Origin of the sequence: Pseudomonas sp. ADAK18 (genome assembly GCF_012935695.1) — a bacterium.
Taxonomy (GTDB): domain Bacteria; phylum Pseudomonadota; class Gammaproteobacteria; order Pseudomonadales; family Pseudomonadaceae; genus Aquipseudomonas.
In genome coordinates this window covers 633,815-655,407 of sequence record NZ_CP052859.1, presented here as the reverse complement: position 1 = coordinate 655,407, position 21,593 = coordinate 633,815, and the positions used below count along the sequence as shown (strand labels likewise).

General features: G+C 58.8%; 17 protein-coding genes. 12 read left to right on the top strand and 5 right to left on the bottom strand.

Annotated features, from left to right (window positions below; genetic code table 11):
- Positions 1–87: 87 nt before the first annotated feature.
- From HKK55_RS02945 to HKK55_RS02935, 3 genes are all read right to left on the bottom strand, one after another.
- Positions 88–402 carry an amidase gene (locus tag HKK55_RS02945; RefSeq protein ID WP_169353284.1) on the bottom strand — a complete coding sequence of 105 codons (315 nt, stop codon included), beginning with the start codon at positions 400–402 and terminating at the stop codon, positions 88–90.
- On the bottom strand, positions 399–1,493 hold the full coding sequence (locus HKK55_RS02940; RefSeq protein ID WP_169357770.1) for a serine hydrolase: 1,095 nt from the start codon (positions 1,491–1,493) through the stop codon (positions 399–401). Before HKK55_RS02940 ends, HKK55_RS02945 begins: the two co-directional genes overlap by 4 nt.
- A gap of 67 nt (positions 1,494–1,560) precedes the next feature.
- Positions 1,561–2,445, bottom strand: coding sequence for an acyl-CoA dehydrogenase family protein (locus HKK55_RS02935; RefSeq protein ID WP_169353283.1), 885 nt, complete (start codon positions 2,443–2,445; stop codon positions 1,561–1,563).
- Positions 2,446–2,576: 131 nt separating this feature from the next.
- On the opposite strand from HKK55_RS02935, the gene olsB reads away from it, so the two are divergent.
- A complete protein-coding gene (olsB, locus tag HKK55_RS02930; protein ID WP_169353282.1) occupies positions 2,577–3,332 on the top strand; it encodes an L-ornithine N(alpha)-acyltransferase in 756 nt (251 codons plus the stop codon).
- The gene (locus HKK55_RS02925) at positions 3,332–4,123 is read left to right on the top strand and encodes a lysophospholipid acyltransferase family protein (protein ID WP_169353281.1); all 792 of its coding nucleotides are present in this window, start codon (positions 3,332–3,334) and stop codon (positions 4,121–4,123) included. The genes olsB and HKK55_RS02925 overlap by 1 nt, the downstream gene beginning before the upstream one ends.
- A gap of 112 nt (positions 4,124–4,235) precedes the next feature.
- On the opposite strand, the gene HKK55_RS02920 is transcribed toward HKK55_RS02925, so the two are convergent.
- Positions 4,236–4,820: an ACP phosphodiesterase gene (locus HKK55_RS02920; protein ID WP_169353280.1), complete on the bottom strand. Its 585-nt coding sequence runs from the start codon at positions 4,818–4,820 to the stop codon at positions 4,236–4,238.
- 157 nt (positions 4,821–4,977) lie between these two features.
- Here HKK55_RS02920 and HKK55_RS02915 point away from each other — a divergent pair, with 157 nt between their 5' ends.
- The 4 genes from HKK55_RS02915 (at position 4,978) to HKK55_RS02900 (ending at position 10,170) form a co-directional block, all read left to right on the top strand.
- On the top strand, positions 4,978–5,292 hold the full coding sequence (locus HKK55_RS02915; RefSeq protein WP_169353279.1) for a helix-turn-helix transcriptional regulator: 315 nt from the start codon (positions 4,978–4,980) through the stop codon (positions 5,290–5,292).
- A 13-nt stretch (positions 5,293–5,305) separates the two neighbouring features.
- Positions 5,306–6,472, top strand: coding sequence for an MFS transporter (locus HKK55_RS02910; protein WP_169353278.1), 1,167 nt, complete (start codon positions 5,306–5,308; stop codon positions 6,470–6,472).
- 25 nt (positions 6,473–6,497) lie between these two features.
- Positions 6,498–7,553 carry an alkene reductase gene (locus tag HKK55_RS02905; RefSeq protein WP_169353277.1) on the top strand — a complete coding sequence of 352 codons (1,056 nt, stop codon included), beginning with the start codon at positions 6,498–6,500 and terminating at the stop codon, positions 7,551–7,553.
- Between the two features lie 451 nt (positions 7,554–8,004).
- Complete coding sequence (locus HKK55_RS02900; protein ID WP_169353276.1) at positions 8,005–10,170, top strand: Ig-like domain-containing protein; 2,166 nt, start codon at positions 8,005–8,007, stop codon at positions 10,168–10,170.
- Positions 10,171–10,573: 403 nt separating this feature from the next.
- Here HKK55_RS02900 and emhR read toward each other — a convergent pair whose 3' ends face one another.
- Entirely contained in the window at positions 10,574–11,206 is a 633-nt protein-coding gene (emhR, locus tag HKK55_RS02895) for an efflux system transcriptional repressor EmhR (RefSeq protein WP_169353275.1), read from the bottom strand.
- A 265-nt stretch (positions 11,207–11,471) separates the two neighbouring features.
- Here emhR and emhA point away from each other — a divergent pair, with 265 nt between their 5' ends.
- From emhA to HKK55_RS02865, 6 genes are all read left to right on the top strand, one after another.
- Complete coding sequence (emhA, locus tag HKK55_RS02890) at positions 11,472–12,629, top strand: efflux RND transporter periplasmic adaptor subunit EmhA (protein WP_169353274.1); 1,158 nt, start codon at positions 11,472–11,474, stop codon at positions 12,627–12,629.
- Positions 12,630–12,632: 3 nt separating this feature from the next.
- Positions 12,633–15,800: an efflux RND transporter permease subunit EmhB gene (gene emhB / locus HKK55_RS02885; RefSeq protein ID WP_169353273.1), complete on the top strand. Its 3,168-nt coding sequence runs from the start codon at positions 12,633–12,635 to the stop codon at positions 15,798–15,800.
- Positions 15,797–17,254, top strand: a complete 1,458-nt coding sequence (gene adeC / locus HKK55_RS02880) for an AdeC/AdeK/OprM family multidrug efflux complex outer membrane factor (protein WP_169353272.1) — start codon at positions 15,797–15,799, stop codon at positions 17,252–17,254. Before emhB ends, adeC begins: the two co-directional genes overlap by 4 nt.
- A gap of 308 nt (positions 17,255–17,562) precedes the next feature.
- Positions 17,563–18,813: an OprD family porin gene (locus HKK55_RS02875; RefSeq protein WP_169353271.1), complete on the top strand. Its 1,251-nt coding sequence runs from the start codon at positions 17,563–17,565 to the stop codon at positions 18,811–18,813.
- An 82-nt stretch (positions 18,814–18,895) separates the two neighbouring features.
- Positions 18,896–19,795, top strand: coding sequence for a polysaccharide deacetylase family protein (locus HKK55_RS02870; protein WP_169353270.1), 900 nt, complete (start codon positions 18,896–18,898; stop codon positions 19,793–19,795).
- 214 nt (positions 19,796–20,009) lie between these two features.
- Positions 20,010–21,569, top strand: coding sequence for a M91 family zinc metallopeptidase (locus HKK55_RS02865; protein WP_169353269.1), 1,560 nt, complete (start codon positions 20,010–20,012; stop codon positions 21,567–21,569).
- Positions 21,570–21,593: the final 24 nt, after the last annotated feature.

Below are 21,593 nucleotides of genomic sequence, written 5' to 3'. Positions count from 1 at the left end.
TGTGGCTGGCGAGTCTGTGTGGCAACGGGGCTTTCTGTGGCGAGGAGGCTTGCCCCCTCGCCACAAAAAGCCGATCAGCAGCAGCGATCAGGGCGTCAGGCGGCAACCCTGGCGTTCACCCAGCCACTGGGCACTGTGGGTACGGCCCAGTCCGCTGGTGGTGACCAGGCGTTTCTCCGGGTCGTCGGCAAAGGCGCTGGTGGGCACGTATTGCTTCACATAACCCAGGCAATACTCGCCCGGGTTGCCTTCCACATAGCGGCAGGAGCAGTACTCCTTGGCGGTGTAGGCGGCGATGATGTCGGGGAAGGATTGCAGGTTGACCCGCTCGTGCCAGATCCACCCCAGCAGCGCGAGCAACAGTAAGAGCAACAGGCTGATGAGCGGATGGCGACGGATCATGGCTGCACCTGCCCGGCCACTGCGGCCAATACGCGTTTGAGCAGTTCGTTGTGGCGATAGCTGCCGTCGCGGTCATCGCCGTAGCGCACGATCACCAACTGCTCGGCGGGCATCACATACAGCGCCTGGCCCCAGTGGCCAAGGGCGGCAAAGGTATCGGCGGGTGCATCCGGCCAAGGCTTGGCGGCGCCCTGCACTTCGCGGTTGAGCCACCAGTGGCCGCCAGGAACCGCTTCGTCCTGGCCCGCCCTGTATTTATCGAAGGGCTGGCGGTTGAAGTCGACCCACTCCTTGGGCACCAACTGCCGCTCGCCCCAACGCCCGCCCCGTTGCATCAACAGGCCGATCCGCGCCAAGTCCCGGGCAGTGAGGTAGGCGTAGGACGAGGCAACAAAGGTCTCGTCGGCATCGGCTTCCCAGGTGGCGTTGCGAATACCCAAAGGCTTGAACAATGCGGTCCATGGGTAATCGACATAGGCCTTGTGACCGAGCATGCCTTTGAGGGCGGCGGACAGCAGATTGGTATCGCCGCTGGAATAACGAAAGGCCTGCCCGGGACCGCTGAAGGTGCCGGTATCGGCAGCAAACTCCGCCATATCGCCCCGGCCACGGGTGTAGAGCATCGCCACCACCGAGGACTTCAGCGGGGCAAACTCATAGTCTTCCTGCCAATCCAGGCCCGAGGCCCAGTGCAGCAGATCAGCCATGGTGACTGTCGGGTGTTGTTTCATCGGTGGGTAAAAGCGCGCAACCGGGTCTTTCAATTTGAAGCGGTAATCGCTGAAGGCCACGCCCAGCACCGTAGCCATGATGCTTTTGCTGACGGACCAGGTCAGGTGCGGGGTGCTGGCAGTGGTTGGGGCGACGTAACGTTCGTAGATCACTTGGCCGTCACGAATCACCAGCAAGGCATCGGTACGGATGCCCTTGCGCGTGACGTCATCACGCGCAGCAAAGGCGTAGTCTTCCAGGGCCTTGACGGCAGGGCCGCTGAGCACCTGCCCTCGGGACCAGTCTTTAGTCGGCCAGTTTTCGGCGCGGGCGGTGATGGTGAATAACAGCAAGGCGACGCAAAACAGGCCTTTGACCATGGAGAGGAACTCGGGGGGCATTCAAGCCCGCGAGCCTAGCCGAGGAAAATGACGGTTTGGCGACACCTCAATTGTGCGCAGGATTCAGGGCCTTCTCCAGCCGCTTGGCCCTCGCGCCGGCCGCCAGATCCAGCACCGCCTGGTCGCGCTGCCACATCGTTGCCCAGGACGCGGGGCCTTTGAGCAGCGCGTCATTAACCTGCCCTTTCAGTGCCTCAAACTGCGCAAACAAGCCCCCCAGCAGTACATGCCCGGCGCCGGACGCCGTTGGCTGGCGACTGACCTCCGCGCACCCCGCCAACAACGCCAACAATTGCAGACGCAAGCCTTGTGGCCAATCGCATTCCTGGCCGACGCCATAGAGCCAGGTGGTCATCGCACTGAGTACATAAGTGTCTTCCAGGGTGCGGAAGGGTTTGACGTAATGGTCCCAACCGTCTCCCGGTAAACGCTCGCACAACACGTTATCCAGGTGCACCCGGCCATGGCTGATGTCCGGCATCAGCGCGATGGCGGGCAGCGGTTCCAGACGCACACCCGTATCACCGGCCAGGACCACCGCCAGGCTCAGCCGTGGTTTCTCATCCGGACCTTCGCAACGGGCGGCCACCAACAGCCAGTCGGCAGCATCGCCGGCGGTGACGAAATCCTTGCGGCCCGTCAGGCGCAAATCATCCAGGCGCGTTTGCATATCCACCGGCCGCAGGCTGCGCTGCTCCGTCACACATAAAGCGCCGAGGCTATGGGGCGCGCTGGGCCACAGGGCGCGCAACGCTGCCTGGTAACCCACCAGAAACGCCAAGCCCGGCGTCGTCATGAGGTGCCCGCCCCGCACTGCCAATTCGAAAGGGGTCATAGGCCCCAGTCGCTGTAACAAAACGCTGTAGCCCTCAGCCAGGTCAGCATGGGCAGGCAGGCGGTCGGGGCGATCGAGCAAGGCGGGCCAAGGCATGGGGGCGTCCTCAAAGGGCTGTCATCTAAGCGTCATCGTAACTTCATGGAGATGACACCGGGGGTACATAGCCTGACTTTGCACAAACAAGTCGACTGGCCGCAACCCTGGCCGGCACCTGGAGACTCGCTATGACTCAGATCGCCCGCATCAGCGACACCGGCAATGAACGCCGTCTGCAAGCCGAACGCCTAATCGGTGCCCAGGCTTTGCAGGAAGCCCAGGCCCTGCGTTTCAACGTGTTCAGCGGCGAATTCAACGCCAAGCTGAAAGGCGCGGAACTGGGCCTGGACATGGATGACTATGATGTTCACTGCAGCCATATCGGCGTGCGGGACTTGAACAGCGGTCGACTGGTGGCTACCACCCGTTTGCTGGATCACCAGGCTGCCAGCACGTTGGGCCGGTTCTACAGTGAAGAAGAATTCAGCCTCCATGGCCTGGGCCACTTGCAGGGGCCGATCCTGGAAATCGGTCGCACCTGCGTCGACCCGGCCTACCGCAACGGCGGCACCATCGCCGTGTTGTGGGGCGAATTGGCGGAGGTCCTCAACCAGGGCGGCTACAGCTACCTGATGGGCTGCGCGAGCATTCCGATGCACGATGGTGGTATCCAGGCTCACGCCATCATGCAGCGCTTGCGCGAGCGCTACCTGTGCAACGAACACCTGCGGGCCGAGCCGAAAAAGCCGCTGCCAAGCCTCGACCTGCCCTCCAACGTCATCGCCGAAATGCCGCCTTTGCTCAAGGCCTACATGCGCCTGGGGGCGAAGATTTGCGGCGAGCCGTGCTGGGACGAAGACTTCCAAGTGGCCGACGTGTTCATCCTGCTCAAGCGCGACGAACTGTGCCCGCGCTACGCCCGCCACTTCAAGGCAGCCATGTGATGAGCCGCCTTCGGGTCTACGGGCGGATCGCCCGCGTACTGTTGGTGGTGGCCCTGGGTTTGAGCATGGCCGGTGTGTTTGGCCTGTTCGAACGCCTGAGGGTCGCCAACTCCATGGTCCGGCGCCAGCGCTGGTCGCGGTTTTTCATGGCGCGACTGAGCAATGCCCTGCCCTTTCGTGTGACGGTTCACGGTGAGTTGCCGCAACAGTCGATGTTGTGGGTCAGCAATCATGTGTCCTGGACCGATATCCCGTTGTTGGGGATGGTGGCGCCGATGTCGTTTCTGTCCAAGGCTGAGGTGCGCACCTGGCCGGTGGCGGGCTGGCTGGCGGCGAAGGCCGGTAGTTTGTTTATCCGGCGCGGCTCGGGCGACAGCCAGTTGATCCGCAAGCAGATGACCCGACATCTGGAGCAAAAGCACCCGCTGCTGATGTTTCCGGAGGGCACCACCACCGACGGGCGCGCCTTGCGGACTTTTCACGGCCGGTTGCTGGCCAGTGCAATTGAAGCCGAGGTGTCGTTGCAACCGGTGGCGATTCGTTATCTGCGTGACGGACAGATTGATCCGCTGGCGCCGTTTATTGGGGATGATGATTTGCTCTCGCACCTGATGCGCTTGTTTAGCAATGATCAGGGGGATGTGGAGATTCATCTGCTCAAGCCGATTGTCTGTGGTGGGCAGGAGCGTGCGGCGCTGGCGTTTCAGGCGCAGCAGGCAGTGCAGAAGGCGTTGTTTGGGGCGGTGCCTGAGACCGAAAGAATGCCGGTTCGGCCAGCGTTTGCGGCTTGAAGTGATATGAACACGGTTCAAATGTGGGAGCTGGCTTGCCTGCGATAGCAATGGATCAGCAATAGAGATATCAACTGGCAGACCGCTATCGCAGGCAAGCCAGCTCCCACATTTAGCTCTGTGTTGCCAGTTGGCTGTTCGAAAACGCCTGCAATTGTGGGTAGAACACTCGAAAATCCTCACTCAGTGGCTCATACAACTGCCGCAATTCCTGCATGGCATGGCCCAATTCCTCGGGCCGTGTCAGGCGCCGGGCGATTCCCCGAAGTACCTGTTCCATCACCGCAAATTCGCGATAAGAACCCAACCAGTCATCCGCCGCCATATACGGCGCAATCTGCGCCAGCCTCCCCGGCAATGCCGGTTCCGCCGCCAGCACCCGATACACATCCGACGTAAACCGCTCCAGTGGCTGATCGGCATACAACGCCCAATCCCGCGCCAGGCAATGATCGAAAAACACATCAAGGACGATTCCTGCGTAGCGTCGACGGGTCAGGCTGAAACGCGACAGCGCCGCCCCTACAAGCGGGTGGCTATCGGTGTAGCGATCGATTGAGCGATGCAGTTGAATCGCCGACTCGATTTGCGGGCTGAACTGGCCTTGCAGGCGACCTTTAACGAAGTCGCCATACAGGCTGCCGAGCAGTTGAGCAGGAAGTTGGCCGCCCAGGTGCAGATGTGCGAGATAATTCATGGCGCGCAGTCTAACACTGCCGCTAACGTATCGTTATAACCCGATATACCGATTTAATCTGGTTTAAGACCAAAATCATATTGGTGTATCGAGATATAACGATTTAAAGTTCGCTTCATCGCGATATAACGTTTTACCAAAACCGAGCACCACTGCCATGTCCATCGACCTCGACGAAATAATAAAAGCCCTGGCGCACCCAGTACGGCGAGACATCCTCAACTGGCTGAAAGACCCGAAAGTGCAGTTCCCCGAGCAACTGCACAACCACGAATACGGCATTTGCGCCGGGCAGATCGACCAGCGCTGCGGCTTGTCCCAGTCGACCGTGTCAGCCCACCTGGCCAACTTGCAACGGGCGGGGCTGATCAGCAGCCAGAAGGCCGGCCAATGGCACTTTTTCAAACGCAACGAGGATGTGATCCAAGCCTTCCTCAAAGCGCTCACCGAAGAACTCAGCACACCGCTGTAACAAGGACCTGACAATGCCCCTCTCGCTACTCATCCTGGCCTTAAGCGCCTTCGCCATCGGTACCACCGAGTTCGTCATCATGGGCCTGCTGCCCGATGTGGCGGCCGACCTGGGTGTATCGATTCCCGGCGCCGGCTGGCTGGTGACTGGCTACGCCCTGGGTGTGGCCATCGGTGCGCCCTTCATGGCACTGGCCACCGCCAAGCTGCCGCGCAAGGCCGCACTAGTAGTGTTGATGGGCATTTTCATCATCGGCAACTTGCTCTGTGCCATGGCCAGCGACTACAACGTGCTGATGCTTGCCCGTGTGGTCACCGCGCTGTGCCACGGTGCCTTCTTTGGTATCGGTTCGGTCGTGGCAGCCAATCTGGTGCCGGCCAACAAGCGCGCTTCGGCCGTGGCCTTGATGTTCACCGGCCTGACCTTGGCAAACGTCCTCGGCGTACCGCTGGGTACCGCGCTGGGTCAGGAAGCCGGCTGGCGCTCGACCTTCTGGGCGGTAACCGTGATTGGCGTAGTCGCCTTGATCGGTCTGATCCGCTTCTTGCCGGCCAAGCGCGATGAAGAAAAACTCGACATGCGTGCCGAACTCAAGGCCCTCAAGGGCGCCGGCATTTGGCTGTCGTTGACCATGACCGCGCTGTTTTCGGCATCCATGTTCACCCTCTTCACCTACGTCGCACCGTTGTTGGGGGATGTCACTGGCGTCTCGCCCAAAGGTGTGACCTGGACCCTGCTGCTGATCGGCCTCGGCCTGACTGTCGGCAACATCATTGGCGGCAAGCTGGCGGACAAGCGCCTGGCGGCCACCCTGATCGGTGTGTTTATCAGCATGGCGGTGGTCTCCACGGTGCTGACCTGGACCAGCGTCGCGCTGATCCCGACTGAAATCACCCTGTTCCTCTGGGCCACCGCCTCGTTTGCCGCCGTACCGGCGCTGCAGATCAACGTGGTGACCTTCGGCAAGGCGGCCCCCAACCTGGTGTCCACCTTGAACATCGGTGCTTTCAACGTCGGCAACGCCCTCGGTGCCTGGGTCGGCGGCAGCGTGATCGCCCATGGTTTCGGCCTGACCAGCGTGCCTTTGGCCGCTGCAGTCCTGGCGGTCCTCGCCCTGCTGGTGACCCTGATTACTTTCCGTCAGAGCGGCGATGCCGACCTGGCCCCTGCGACTAACTGATCAACTAAAGAGAAGGGTGTTTCCCATGACGACTATTTTCGATCCGATCAAACTGGGCGACCTGGAACTGTCGAACCGCATCATCATGGCGCCGCTGACCCGCTGCCGTGCCGACGCCGGTCGCGTCCCCAATGCGCTGATGGCTGAATACTACGTACAACGGGCGTCCGCCGGGCTGATCCTCAGCGAAGCGACTTCCGTGACGCCGATGGGCGTGGGTTACCCGGACACCCCGGGCATCTGGTCCAACGACCAGGTACGCGGCTGGGCCAACGTGACCAAAGCCGTACACGGCGCAGGCGGCAAGATCTTCCTGCAACTGTGGCACGTCGGCCGGATTTCTCACGGGTCCTACCTCAACGGCGAGACCCCGGTGGCCCCGAGCGCCCTGCAGCCTAAGGGCCACGTCAGCCTGGTCCGCCCGCTGGCCGACTTCCCTACTCCGCGCGCCCTGGAAACCGCTGAAATCGCCGACATCGTCGACGCTTACCGCGTAGGTGCCGAGAATGCCAAGGCCGCCGGTTTTGACGGTGTAGAGATCCACGGGGCCAACGGCTACCTGCTCGACCAGTTTCTGCAAAGCAGCAGCAACCAGCGCACTGACAACTACGGGGGTTCCGTGGAAAACCGTGCCCGCCTGCTGTTGGAAGTGACTGACGCGGCGATCGAAGTCTGGGGCGCTGGCCGTGTGGGTGTGCATTTGTCGCCCCGCGCCGATCTTCACGACATGGGCGATGAAAACCTGTCGGAAACGTTCACCTACGTCGCTCGTGAACTGGGCAAGCGTGGCATCGCCTTCATTTGCTCCCGTGAGAAAGAAGCCGGCGACAGCCTGGGCCCACAGCTCAAGGCAGCGTTCGGCGGCCCGTACATCGTCAACGAACGCTTCACCAAGGACAGCGCCAATGCCTGGCTGGCCTCGGGCAAAGCGGATGCGGTGGCCTTTGGTGTGCCCTTCATTGCCAACCCGGATCTGCCGGCTCGCCTGAAGGCCGATGCGCCACTGAATGAAGCGCATCCTGAGACGTTCTACGCCAAGGGCCCGGTCGGCTACATCGACTACCCGACCCTGGCACTCTGATCTGCTGAATCGAGTGGGGGTGGCCTCACAACCACCGCCCTCTCATCATCCTACGGCGGTTCGGGCTATACGACTTAGCCGGATTACCGCGCTCCAATATTGAGATCAATCCAAGCTGTTTCCAATCCGGTCACGGCCCCTCGTTGAGGGCTGTTTCCATTGACGCCATATAGCGTAGCGACGCTTGCGTCGCTCCCCGCCAATACTCCCTCGCCAGCACGACGACTGCTCACACAAATGTTGGCGGTGATCATGCATTCAGTTAAGCGGAAACTTTTTCGCAAGAAAAATGTAACGCCCCTTCGTTCAGTGCACTCAAGAGTCAGGATCCATGGAGATGTCCTGTGTGGCTCAGGATTTTCTCTGCCCAGATGGAGCCCTGATCATTTTTCGGTTAGGTACATGCCCGGAGAGATCACTACATCCAATTACAAATAATCAAGGATCTCAAATGAACCCGAATGACAAGAGTATCAATCCAGCACAGTTGATTGTTGAAGCAGGAGTCGGGAGTGCGCTGGTCGAAATGTTAAACAGCAGCAACCCGGTCGGTCTGGGGGCGGGTCTATTATCAACGCCGTCGATCACCGCGATACTGGATAAACACGGCGCTTCGCAAATCGTCAATAACGGCGGCAGCATGGACGATCCCGCTCCGCAGTTGCGTGGCCAAGGTGAGCCAGGTTCAGTAGTGACGATCTACGACAACGGCCAGGTACTGGGACAGACGCTCGTCGACAAGGCAGGCGGCTGGAGCCTACAGGTATTTTTCTTCGACACCCTGATCGAGCCAGGTGAACATGCCTTTACCGTGGTCAACGAAGCAGGTGAGGGTTCCGAACCGTTCCATGTGACGGTAACGGCGATGGACGTCGCCCAGCCCGTAATCACCTCGGCTTACGACAATGTGGGCGAAACAGGCACGATCATCAGCGATGGTAATACTGACGACGACACCCCGACTTTCACCGGCAAGGGTGAGCCTGGCACCTACGTTTACCTGTATGAAGACAATCAGGTTGTCTCCAGGGCCTTAGCGGATGCAGACGGCAATTGGACGATTGATTCAAATCAACTGTCGTCTGGCGAGCACGTATTCACAGTGAGGGCCCACGGAGGTGAGCATTCGGAGCCGTTTGTGCTGAACGTGACCGGAGTTCCTGAAAAACCCTCTGGCAAGCCAGTAATCGAATCGATTTACGACGATAACGGTGAATCGGGCACGGTCATCAGCGGCGGTAGTACGGATGACAACACCCCGTCATTCTCCGGCAAGGGCGAACCAGGTATTCGCATTTACCTTTACGAGGGCGACACTCGCCTTGCTACTACTCTGGTAGATGCGAACGGCAACTGGACGATCAGCGATCAGGTTTTCCTGGCGCCGGGTAATCACGTGTTTACGCTGACGGACAACAACGGCGAGCGTTCGGAACCGTTCGTGTTGAACGTGAACGAAGCGACCCTTGGCAAGCCAGTGATCGAATCAATTTACGACGATAGGGGTGAACCGGGCACGGTCATCAGCGGTGGTAGTACGGATGACAGCACCCCGTCATTCTCCGGTAAGGGCGAGCCAGGTATTCGCATTTACCTTTATGAGGGCGACACTCGCCTTGCTACTACCCTGGTAGATGCGAACGGCAACTGGACGATCAGCGATCAGGTTTCCCTGGCGCCAGGTAATCACGTGTTTACGCTGACGGACAACAATGGCGATCGTTCGGAACCGTTCGTGTTGAACGTGACCGAAGCGACCCTTGGCAAGCCAGTGATCGAATCTGCGCTGGATAATATCGGTGCCAATACTGGTTTGATTGGCGACGGTGCTACCACCGACGACGCGCGGCCGACGCTGCAGGGTCGTGGCGAACCGAACACCACGGTATCCCTGTACGTAGACGGCAGGTACATGGTGAGTACCGTAGTGGCTGATGATGGCAGTTGGAACTTGCTCTCGCCACGCGCCCTCGCACCCGGCGAACACGTTTTCACCGTGAGAGGGGATGATGTGGTGTCCGATCCGTTCGTGTTGACCGTGATTAACGCTCCGCAAGCGGCAACGTTGGTGATCGAGTCAGCATTTGACCTGACAGGCCCGATGACTGGAATGATTGGCGACGGTAGCGCCACTGACGAGCATCAGCCGGTCTTCCACGGCCATGGTGAACCGGATGCGCCGGTGTTCTTGTTTGTGAGCACTGGCGGAGATCGCTTGCTGGTCGGTAGCGGTGTAGTGCAGTCAGACGGGACATGGGAAGTGGGTGTAGATAGCAACCGCTCGCTGGCTTCTGGTCATAATGTGTTCACTGTGTCCGACGGTGTAAGCGACTCGACGCCTTTCACTCTGCACATTGGCATTGATGATGAATCAATATTGATGACCGCAGTACAAGACGACACCACCAGTGACGTGGTGCCCCTGGCTCTGTCGTTGTCCGACTTGCTACAGGATGCATCGGGCGAGTTGTTTGCCGGTGAAATGACGCTGCCTTCCATCAACGACATACACCCGGAGTTGGACCTGAGCGTCGTTGTTGAAACCGATGGTGGTATCAATACCTGGGTAGCAGTTCCGAGCCTGATTCTGGAGTCAGAACTGACTCACGCGGCGTAATGACCCACGTAGGGTGAGCTGATGACACCTGAAAGCCGGCAGCCTCGTTTGGGGCCGCCGGCTTTTTCATGGTGCAACGCCTTGGTACCCCAATGAAGTCGCCCCTCAAGAAGGCACGTAGCCTGATGCGCTTGAATCTCAACGAGACATGCGCCAGCATCTCAACGTTCTAAAGAAGACAAAGGTAGAACCCGCAGGAGAGACGGCGCCCAAAGCAAGTTCACTCTTATAAAGGCGACGGGAAACACTCCTTCACAGCCTTGCAACAATATCGCTACAAAATACTTAGCCGGCTACGTATCAACCTGACGTATAACGTCACCCCAGAAAATCAGGCGCAGGTTCGATTGAGCGCCTTGAGTCTTTACTGTTGACACAACTAGACTCAATTACGCATTTTGTCTTAATTGCGCAGGCCAGGGCTCAAGCGCAGCATGTCCAACCCGATATCGACCCAGCGCTCAGCCTCCTGGTGTAGCTGAAAACTGTCCGGCACCAGCAGCCACTGGCCGAGGATCCCGTCGATATAGGCATGCATGCACACCGCCGCACGTACGGTGTCGAGGTTTTCCGGTAGCTGCCCGCGATGGACCGCGTTACGCAGGGCCAACCCGATGCGCAAATTGCATTCAAGGCTGGCCGTCTGACGCTGACGGCGCAGATCACACATTTCATCGGTGAATTCGCACTTATGAAACAAAATCTCATTGATGCGCCGGGTTTTCGGATCCAGGGCCACTTGACGGAACAGATGAATCAGCAACTTGCGCATACAGCCCAGCGGGTCGACTTCGTCCTCGCTCTCGCTGGCCCTGGCCATTTCGTCCAGAGGCTCATGCAAGGTGTCGAGCATCGCCTGCACCAGGTCGGCCTTATTGCTGAAATGCCAATAGATGGCACCGCGCGTCACACCGGCCAACGCTGCGATATCCGCCAGCGTGGTACGCGCAACCCCGCGCTCGTAAAAGGCTTGCTCGGCGGCTTCAAGTATCTGTTTGCGCGTTTCCTGAGCTTCCTCTTTGGTACGACGGACCATGGCAGTAAAACCTCAATCAGAACACATGGAGTGATCGCTAAGGATCATCTGAATAATTATGGGACGAGGCCATCAAGGGCTTCGAACGTACTAAAATCGTGGCTTTCGAGGCGGGTTTGTTACGAATCCTGGACGCCTGTCAAGAGTTTACAAACAACCATGAACGTAAGTATATTGCGTAGCAAGCTACTTATCCACTCAGTGCCTGTTTTTTACCCTTCCACCATTCTTGTGCGCACTTTGCGCGCCTGACCCGAGGATCTTCATGCAACTTAAGCCAGCTGTTACCGCTCTGGTCACTGCCGTCGCCCTGGCATCGCTGCTCAGCGGATGTAAAAAGGAAGAAGCGGCTCCGCCCGCTCAAACCCCTCAGGTCGGCGTGGTCACCATTCAACCTCAAGCCTTCACCCTGACGTCCGAGCTCCCGGGCCGCACCACGGCTTACCGCATCGCGGAAGTCCGTCCTCAGGTCAACGGCATCATTCTCAAACGCCTGTTCAAGGAAGGCGGTGACGTCAAAGAAGGCCAGCAGCTCTATCAGATCGATCCGTCGGTCTATGAGGCCACCCTGAAAAGCGCCCAGGCCAACCTGCAACAGACCAAGTCGATTTCCGATCGCTACAAGCAATTGGTCAACGAACAGGCTGTCAGCCGGCAGGAGTACGACACTGCCGTCGCCAACCGCCTGACATCGGAAGCCAACTTGCAAAGCGCCGATATCAACGTGCGCTACACCAAGGTCTACGCACCGCTGACTGGCCGCATTGGCCGCTCCTCGGTCACCGAAGGTGCCCTGGTCAGCAACGGCCAGACCAACGCCATGGCGGTGATCCAGCAACTGGACCCGATCTACGTCGACGTCACCCAGTCCTCGGTTGAACTGCTGGAGTTGCGCCGCGAGCTGGAAAGCGGTCGCCTGCAAAAAGCCGGTGACAACTCGGCCAAGGTCAAACTGACCCTGGAAGATGGCAGCCCGTACAGCCTCGACGGCAAGCTGGAGTTCTCGGAAGTCTCGGTCGACGAAACCACCGGTTCCGTGACCATTCGTGCCGTGTTCCCCAACCCTGACCACACCCTGCTGCCGGGCATGTTTGTCCACGCGCAATTGCAGGCCGGTGTGAACAGCGCGGCGATTCTTGCCCCGCAACAGGGTGTGACCCGTGACCTCAAAGGCACGCCAACTGCTCTGGTGGTCGGTGCGGACAACAAGGTCGAATTGCGCCAGCTCAAGGCCAGCCGTACCGTTGGCAGCCAATGGCTGATCGAAGACGGCCTCAAAGCCGGTGATCGCGTGATCACTGAAGGACTGCAATTCGTGCGCCCTGGCGTTGAAGTCAAGGCTACCGAAGCGACTAACGTGAAGGCAGCAAACCCGGCCCCTGCCCCGGCAACTGATAAAGCTGCGGGCGGCAAAGGGGAGTAAACCATGTCGAACTTTTTCATCAACCGCCCGATTTTCGCCTGGGTAATTGCCCTGGTGATCATGCTGGTCGGTGCTCTATCGATCCTCAAGTTGCCCATTAACCAGTACCCGAGCATCGCCCCACCGGCGATCGCCATCTCCGTGACCTACCCAGGCGCCTCTGCACAAACCGTGCAGGACACCGTGGTGCAGGTTATCGAGCAGCAGCTCAACGGTATCGACAACCTGCGTTATGTCTCCTCGGAAAGTAACTCCGACGGCAGCATGACCATTACCGCGACGTTCGAACAAGGCACCAACTCGGACACCGCTCAGGTTCAGGTGCAGAACAAGCTGAACCTGGCCACCCCGCTGCTGCCTCAAGAAGTGCAGCAACAGGGTATCCGCGTCACCAAGGCCGTGAAGAACTTCCTGCTGGTGATCGGTGTGGTATCCACCGACGGCAGCATGACCAAGGACGACCTGTCCAACTACATCGTGTCCAACATGCAGGACCCGATCTCGCGGACTGCCGGTGTAGGTGACTTCCAAGTCTTCGGTGCCCAGTACGCCATGCGTATCTGGCTCGATCCGGCCAAACTGAACAACTTCAACCTGACTCCGGTCGATGTGAAGAACGCTATTTCCGCGCAGAACGTACAGGTGTCCTCCGGGCAACTGGGTGGTTTGCCGGCAGCCCCAGGCACACAGCTGAACGCCACGATCATTGGCAAGACCCGCCTGCAGACTGCCGAGCAGTTCAAGGCGATCCTGCTCAAGGTCAACGCTGACGGCTCGCAAGTGCGCGTCGGTGATGTGGCCGATGTTGGCCTCGGTGGTGAAAACTACAGCATCAGCGCCCAGTTCAACGGCAGCCCGGCTTCCGGCCTGGCCGTGAAACTGGCCAACGGCGCCAACGCCCTGGACACCGCAAAAGCGTTGCGCCAGACCATCGCCGACCTGGAACCCTTCTTCCCTGCTGGGATGAAAGTGGTATTCCCGTACGACACCACTCCAGTGGTGACCGAGTCGATCAAGGGTGTAGTTGAAACCCTGGTCGAAGCGATCGTGCTGGTGTTCCTGGTGATGTTCCTGTTCCTGCAAAACTTCCGCGCCACGGTGATCACCACCATGACGGTACCGGTGGTATTGCTGGGTACCTTCGGGATCCTCGCGGCCTTCGGTTTCAGCATCAACACGTTGACCATGTTCGCAATGGTGCTCGCCATCGGCTTGCTGGTGGACGATGCCATCGTTGTGGTGGAGAACGTCGAACGGGTGATGAGTGAGGAAGGCCTGTCACCCAAGGATGCCACCATCAAATCGATGGGGCAGATCCAGGGTGCGCTGGTGGGTATCGCGCTGGTGCTGTCGGCCGTACTGTTGCCGATGGCGTTCTTCGGCGGCTCCACCGGCGTAATCTACAAACAGTTCTCGATCACCATCGTGTCAGCCATGGCGCTGTCCGTACTGGTTGCCCTGATCTTCACCCCTGCCCTGTGCGCCACCATGCTCAAGGCCATTCCCAAGGGTGAACACGGCACGCCAAAGCGCGGATTCTTCGGCTGGTTCAACCGCACTTTCGACCGCAGCGTGAAGAGCTACGAGCGTGGCGTGGGCAATATCCTACGGCACAAGGCACCGTACCTGCTGATCTACGTGATCATCTTCGTGGGCATGATCTGGATGTTCCTGCGTATCCCGTCGTCCTTCCTTCCGGAAGAAGACCAAGGCGTGCTGTTTGCCCAGGTCCAGACGCCAGCCGGTTCCAGTGCCGAACGTACCCAGGTGGTGGTCGACGAAATGCGCGAATACCTCCTGCGTCCAGCCAAGGACGGTGGTGAGGGTGACGCTGTGAACTCGGTGTTCACCGTGACCGGCTTCAACTTCGCCGGTCGTGGCCAGAGTTCGGGTATGGCGTTCATCATGCTCAAACCATGGGACGAGCGTAACGCTGACAACAGCGTGTTCAAGCTGGCCCAACGTGCACAGATGCACTTCTTCAGCTTCCGCGATGCAATGGTGTTTGCCTTTGCTCCGCCGGCCGTACTGGAGTTGGGTAACGCCACCGGTTTCGACGTATTCCTGCAAGACCGTGCCGGTATCGGCCACGAGAAGCTGATGGAAGCGCGTAACCAGTTCCTGGGCATGGCGGCGCAAAGCAAGATCCTCAGCCAGGTCCGTCCAAACGGCCTGAACGACGAACCGCAATACCAGTTGGAGGTCGACGACGAGAAGGCCAGCGCCTTGGGCGTGACCCTGTCTGACATCAACAACACCCTGTCGATTGCGCTGGGCAGTAGCTATGTCAACGACTTCATCGACCGCGGTCGGGTGAAGAAGGTGTTCCTGCAAGGTCGCGATAACTCTCGCATGAGTCCGGAAGACCTGAAGAAATGGTACGTGCGCAACAGCGCCGGAACCATGGTGCCGTTCTCTGCCTTCGCCAAGGGTGAGTGGGTCTACGGTTCGCCGAAACTGGCCCGTTACAACGGCGTGGAAGCGATGGAAATCCTCGGTGCTCCGGCGCCTGGCTACAGTACCGGTGAGGCCATGGCGGAAGTTGAGCGTATCGCCGCGAAACTGCCAAAAGGTGTCGGTATCTCCTGGACCGGCCTGTCTTACGAGGAACGTCTGGCAGGTTCCCAGGCACCGGCCTTGTTTGCCCTATCGTTGCTGATGGTGTTCCTGTGCCTGGCGGCACTGTACGAAAGCTGGTCGATTCCGATCGCGGTTGTTCTGGTGGTGCCGCTGGGGATTATCGGTGCGCTGCTGGCGACCACGCTGCGCGGTCTGTCCAACGACGTGTACTTCCTGGTGGGTCTGTTGACCACCATTGGTCTGGCGGCGAAAAACGCCATCCTGATCGTCGAGTTCGCCAAAGACCTTCATGAACAGGGCAAGAGCTTGCAGGAGGCCGCCATTGAGGCCTGCCGCATGCGTCTGCGTCCAATCATCATGACGTCCCTGGCGTTTATTCTCGGCGTGGTGCCACTGGCCATCTCCACGGGCGCGGGCTCGGGAAGCCAACACGCCATCGGTACCGTAGTGATCGGCGGTATGATCACCGCTACCATCCTGGCGATCTTCTGGGTACCCCTGTTCTTCGTCACGGTATCGTCCATGGGCCGCAGGAAAAATGCGGACAAACCAGACGACACTGAAACTCCACACAATGAGGCTGGCCGATGAGCAAGTCGCTACTTTCCCTGGCAGTTACGGCATTCGTGCTTAGTGGCTGCTCGCTGATACCTGACTATCAGCGCCCCGAAGCGCCGGTGGCCGCGCAGTTCCCGCAGGGGCCGGCGTATTCGTCGGCCCAGGCACCGGGCCAGGCCGCTGCCGAGCAAGGCTGGAAGCAGTTTTTCCATGACCCTGCCCTGCAACAGCTGATCCAGACTGCATTGGTGAACAACCGTGACCTTCGTGTCGCGGCCCTGAACATCGACGCCTACGCTGCCCAGTACCGCATCCAGCGCGCTGACCTGTTCCCGGCGGTTTCGGCCAATGGCAGCAGCAGTCGCCAGCGTACGCCGGCGAATATGTCGTCAACCGGTTCGGAGACCATCACCAGTTCGGCATCGGTCACCCTCGGCGTCAGCTCCTATGAACTCGACCTGTTCGGTCGGGTTCGCAGCCTGAGCGAAGAAGCGCTGCAGAAGTACTTTGCCACCGAAGAGGCTCGCCGCAGCACGCAGATCAGCCTGGTGGCCAGCGTGGCCAACGCCTACCTGACCTGGCAGGCCGACAAGGAACTGCTGAAACTGACCCAGGACACCCTGGGTGCCTACGAGGAGAGCTATCGGCTCACCTCTCGCAGCAACGAAGTCGGCGTGGCCTCGGCTCTGGACTTGAGTCAGTCACGTACCTCGGTGGAAAGCGCCCGGGTCCAACTGGCGCGCTACACCCGCCAGGTGGCGCAGGACGAAAACAGCCTGACCCTGCTACTGGGCACCGGCCTGCCGGCAAACCTTGTCAGCCGCCCATTGGCTGATGACCTGTTGAGCGAAGTACCGGCCGGTCTGCCTTCGGACCTGCTGCAACGTCGTCCCGACATCCTGCAAGCCGAGTACAACCTCAAGGCTGCCAACGCCAACATTGGCGCGGCACGGGCTGCGTTCTTCCCGAGCATCAGCCTGACGGCCAACGCCGGCACCCTGAGCCCGGACCTCGGCGGCCTGTTCAAAGGCGGCTCGGGCACCTGGTCGTTTGCGCCGCAGATCAACATTCCGATCTTCAACGCCGGCAGCCTGCGTGCCAGCCTGGATTACTCGAAAATCCAGAAAGAGATCAACGTCGCGACCTACGAGAAAGCGATCCAGACTGGCTTCCAGGAAGTCTCCGACGGCCTGACAGCACGCGCGACCTACAACCAACAGTTGCAGGCCCAGCGTGATTTCGTCTCCGCCAACCAGGACTACTACCGTCTGGCCGAGCGCCGCTACCGCATTGGTGTCGACAGCAACCTGACCTTCCTCGACGCCCAGCGCCAGTTGTTCAGTGCCCAGCAAACGCTGATCACCGACCGCCTGGCACAGCTGACCAGCGAAGTGACTTTGTATAAAGCGCTGGGTGGTGGCTGGAACGAACAGACGGCGAAAAATGAGCCGTTGAAAGAAGAAGCGCCGAAGTTGAAGTTGTTCTGATAACACCGGCAAAAACGAAGCCCACCTTTTGGTGGGCTTTTTGTTTTCCAGCCGCCGGGGCAGCGCCTGACTACTTTCGTTCGATCACCGCCCAAAACCCGCCCTGCCCGATTGAATCCCCCTGCCGCTGCCCCGCACCATGGCCCGCACCTGCAAAACCAATAACAACAGGTACGCAATCATGACTGCCCGCCCCGCGCTTTCGGGCTGACGACAGCCTTCCGTTTTCCCCAGGACTGAATCTTGTCTGCAACCCTCGTTGCGGCAACACCCTGCTTCATCCCTAACAATTAGAGAGACCCGACGCCATGAGCACCCTCCCCGCCCGCCACTTGCTGTTGGCCACCGTCGTCGCCAGCCTCGCGCTTCCGGCTATGGCTGAAGAACACGGTTTCCTGGAAGACGCCAGCGCCAACCTGAACCTGCGCAATTTCTTCTTCAATCGCAATTACACCAACCCGACCAAGGCCCAGGGCGGTGCGCAGGAGTGGACGCAAAGTTTCATTCTCGACGCCAAGTCAGGCTTTACCCAAGGCACGGTTGGCTTCGGCGTGGACGTGTTGGGGTTGTACTCGTTGAAACTGGATGGTGGGCGAGGCACTGGCGGCACTCAGTTGTTGCCGCTGGACCATGACGGACGGCCTGCCGATGACTTCGGCCGCCTGGGGGTGGCGTTTAAAGCCCGGCTATCGAAGACCGAACTCAAGGTCGGCGAATGGATGCCGGTGCTACCGATCCTACGTTCCGATGACGGTCGCTCGCTGCCGCAAACCTTGCGCGGCGGGCAGATCACCTCCAAAGAGATCGACGGCCTGACCCTCTACGGTGGCCAGTTCCGCGCCAACAGCCCGCGGGACGACAGCAGCATGACCGACATGTCGATGTTCGGTAAAACAGCGTTCACCTCGGACCGCTTCAACTTCCAGGGCGCGGAATACGCCTTCAATGACAAGCGCACACAGGTCGGGGTGTGGAACGCCCAACTCAAAGACATCTACAGCCAGCAATACCTCAACCTGATCCACAGCCAGCCTGTGGGCGACTGGACCCTGGGCGCCAACCTCGGGTTCTTCTACGGCAAGGACGACGGCAGCGCCCGCGCTGGCAGCCTGGACAACAAGACCTGGTCCGGCCTGTTCTCGGCCAAATACGGTGGCAACACCTTCTACGTTGGCCTGCAAAAACTCACTGGAAACAGCGCTTGGATGCGCGTCAACGGCACCAGCGGCGGCACCCTGGCCAACGACAGCTACAACGCCAGCTATGACAACGCCCAAGAGAAATCCTGGCAAGTGCGCCACGACTACAACTTTGCGGCCCTCGGTGTTCCCGGCCTGACGGTGATGAACCGCTATATCAGCGGCAGTAACGTACACAGCGGCATCGTGACCGACGGCAAAGAATGGGGCAGGGAAAGCGAAGTGGCCTACACCGTGCAAAGCGGCACCTTGAAAAACCTCAACCTACGGCTGCGCAATTCCAGCATGCGCCGCGACTACAACAACAACGAGTTTGATGAAAACCGGTTAATCGTCAGCTATCCGATAAGTCTGCTGTAAACCCACGACAACCTTGCGGTATGGTGCGCGCCTGCTGCTGAGCTGACTCAGCAGCGGTCTCCCGACGAGCCCGGCCTACACCATGAAATTCTTCGCCCTTACCTCCGCCCTGCTTGCCCTTGTCTTGAGCCTCAGCGGCTGCATCAGCGCCCCCATCGCCCTGACACCACAGACCGAACAACGCCTGCAAGCTCAGGCACCGATCCGTTTTCTGCTGACCTTCGATGATGGCCCCAGTGCCTCGGGCTATAACAACCCGAGCCGTTCGGTGGTCACTGATCTAGCGAACAATCCGGTGTTGCCAGGCATCAAAGCGGTATTTTTCCTGCAGACCGAAGCGTCCCGCTCAGGCGGCAACCCCCGGGGTCGCAAGACTATGGAACGTGAATACGCAGCTGGACATATCCTGGCGTTCCACACCGCCACGGCCTTTCATACCAACCACCGCTGGCTGAACGACGCGGAGCTTGAACGCACCCTCACTCAGGGCGCGACCGATATTGCCTCGATCACCGGCGCGCCGCCCACCCTGGTACGCCCGCCGTTCTGGAACTACGACCGACGCACCTTCGCCGCCTACCAGCGCCACGGCATGCACGTATTGCTGACGGACTTAAGCGCCAATGACGGCAAAATCTGGGGCTTCAATGGCAGCCCGCGTCGACGGGCCAATCTGTATCGGCAACTGTCGGTGGTACGCGAGCGCATCGCCCTGGGAGAGTTGCCGACGGTGGACGGCGTGATACCGGTGGTCGTGACGTTCCACGACATCAACCGCTACACCGCGCGGCATCTGCAGGAGTACTTGCAGATCCTGATGGACAGCGCTCGCGCGACCGGAGTGCATACCGCCGCCGAACCGTTCTACACGGACCACGCGGCATTGCAGCGGGCCGCCATGGCCCGCACAGTGGCTGACATCAATGAGGTAGTACATTTGCCCGGTGTGTGGAATTGGGTATGGGACGCCGACTCCCACTGAAACTGTGATCAGCGACGCTGAACAACTCTCCCCGCACATCTGAAAAATTAAACGACATAAATAACTTACAACCCTGCCCCTTACATCAACGCTTTAATACCAATACCTTGCAGGCCACGTCCAGCCGAAAAAAACAGTATTAGTTTACTGCGGAACGTCCCTTACCAGCCAACCACTATCTCTCAAAACTCACACACCATATCGAGAGTTTGCAATGGTAATCCCAGGCGTTTCACAAAATTCAAACCACCCCATCTCAAATCACCCCATTACAGCACCAACTGAAAACTCAGCATCAAACCCCATAATTATTCAAAGCCCAGTACTGCAAGAAGCTGACGCTTTTTTCACACCACGTTCAAAACTAACCACAGACCAAAACTACGTAGAGAAATATCCTACCTATACAAACTCCACCCCCCTACTTAATGACAGCAACATAAAAATAACCCACAAAACCACATGGGAAACGCCCAAAACTCCCGGACATATAAATAGAGACAATGTTCTTCAAATTGAAACAGGTGAAAAATCTGACATCATAAAAGTCAGCGCTTCTTCGGGCAACGATATTCACCTGGAAGTCAATGGCATTCATTACAGATTAAAAATCAATAACCACGAAGACTACCCGGAATCACTGCACATCAAGTCAAAAGGTGGCGATGACCAGATCAGGGTTGATCCTCGCGTGACTATCCCTATTACCATTGAGGGCGGCAGGGGCCGAGACCGGATTGAAACCCTTGGCAGTGGTGACACCCGTGTCTATGGTGGTTCGGGAGATGACGACATAACATTGGGTAGCGGTGACAGCTATGCCGAAGGTAATAGCGGCAACGACACAATGAGGGGTGGGACCGGCAAAACCGTTATGTATGGCAATAACGGCAACGACGTGATGTTCTCCGGCTCCGGCAGCAAGGGAACCTTCAGTTATATGGATGGCGGCAACGGCAACGATATCATGGTCAGTGAAAGTCCCATGAATCTGATGCATGGTGGCGCCGGTGCAGATTTGATGTACGGAAAAGGACCGACCACTTTCTACACTGGTCGAGGTCGAGACACCGTCTTGGCAAATAATGCCAGCGATAAGATCTACGCCGACGCAGGTGATCGGATCGCCAGGGTTGCCGGTTCTACACTAAGACAAGTTGAAATAAGCAATGCCGGCCACAAAGGCTTGAACATTGAAGGTTCAGACAAGTTCAAGCAGCAAGTCCAGGACGACCTTGAATTTTTCAGAAACTCGCCGACGGCACAAAAGATGCTGAATGAGTTGGACCAGGCCGCCGAACGCAACGGCTCTCCCATCAATATCCGAGAAACCACGGGGCGCCATAACTATTCATTTACCAATAACTTCACAAGAGAGCATGACAAACAACTAAAAGATTATGACGATATCGCAGAGTCCCCCCTGCTAGGGTTCGTCCAAGGCAATACGAAGGGCTCGGTAGCAACTGGCGCAACGATACATAACAATCCAGGTTTTATCTTCCGAGAACCTCCGGCCATTAGCCTCTACCATGAAATGAGCCACGCCTATAACGGCGCCAATGGCACATTTTTACCAGGCATGACCGAAGGGGAGCCAAATGGGGAGCGACAGGCGGTTGGGTTGGAGACGAGTGCACCCGCCTTTGATTTTGACAACAACCCTTCGACTCCCCGCACCACAAGCAACCCCAAACCGTTTACTGAGAACGCACTCCGTGAAGAAACGGGCTTTCCACGGCGTAACTCTTACTTTCTCTCTGATGGGGAGTGAGCGGATATGAGGGGGTTAATAGTC

Coding starts and splice junctions, on each gene's coding strand:
- HKK55_RS02920 (WP_169353280.1), bottom strand. CDS start 4,820: ATGAATTATCTCGCACATCTGCACCTGGGCGGCCAACTTCCTGCTCAA.
- adeC (WP_169353272.1), top strand. CDS start 15,797: ATGAGCAAGTCGCTACTTTCCCTGGCAGTTACGGCATTCGTGCTTAGT.
- HKK55_RS02935 (WP_169353283.1), bottom strand. CDS start 2,445: ATGCCTTGGCCCGCCTTGCTCGATCGCCCCGACCGCCTGCCTGCCCAT.
- HKK55_RS02925 (WP_169353281.1), top strand. CDS start 3,332: ATGAGCCGCCTTCGGGTCTACGGGCGGATCGCCCGCGTACTGTTGGTG.
- HKK55_RS02865 (WP_169353269.1), top strand. CDS start 20,010: ATGGTAATCCCAGGCGTTTCACAAAATTCAAACCACCCCATCTCAAAT.
- HKK55_RS02870 (WP_169353270.1), top strand. CDS start 18,896: ATGAAATTCTTCGCCCTTACCTCCGCCCTGCTTGCCCTTGTCTTGAGC.
- HKK55_RS02875 (WP_169353271.1), top strand. CDS start 17,563: ATGAGCACCCTCCCCGCCCGCCACTTGCTGTTGGCCACCGTCGTCGCC.
- HKK55_RS02915 (WP_169353279.1), top strand. CDS start 4,978: ATGTCCATCGACCTCGACGAAATAATAAAAGCCCTGGCGCACCCAGTA.
- emhR (WP_169353275.1), bottom strand. CDS start 11,206: ATGGTCCGTCGTACCAAAGAGGAAGCTCAGGAAACGCGCAAACAGATA.
- HKK55_RS02940 (WP_169357770.1), bottom strand. CDS start 1,493: ATGGTCAAAGGCCTGTTTTGCGTCGCCTTGCTGTTATTCACCATCACC.
- olsB (WP_169353282.1), top strand. CDS start 2,577: ATGACTCAGATCGCCCGCATCAGCGACACCGGCAATGAACGCCGTCTG.
- HKK55_RS02905 (WP_169353277.1), top strand. CDS start 6,498: ATGACGACTATTTTCGATCCGATCAAACTGGGCGACCTGGAACTGTCG.
- HKK55_RS02945 (WP_169353284.1), bottom strand. CDS start 402: ATGATCCGTCGCCATCCGCTCATCAGCCTGTTGCTCTTACTGTTGCTC.
- HKK55_RS02910 (WP_169353278.1), top strand. CDS start 5,306: ATGCCCCTCTCGCTACTCATCCTGGCCTTAAGCGCCTTCGCCATCGGT.
- emhB (WP_169353273.1), top strand. CDS start 12,633: ATGTCGAACTTTTTCATCAACCGCCCGATTTTCGCCTGGGTAATTGCC.
- HKK55_RS02900 (WP_169353276.1), top strand. CDS start 8,005: ATGAACCCGAATGACAAGAGTATCAATCCAGCACAGTTGATTGTTGAA.
- emhA (WP_169353274.1), top strand. CDS start 11,472: ATGCAACTTAAGCCAGCTGTTACCGCTCTGGTCACTGCCGTCGCCCTG.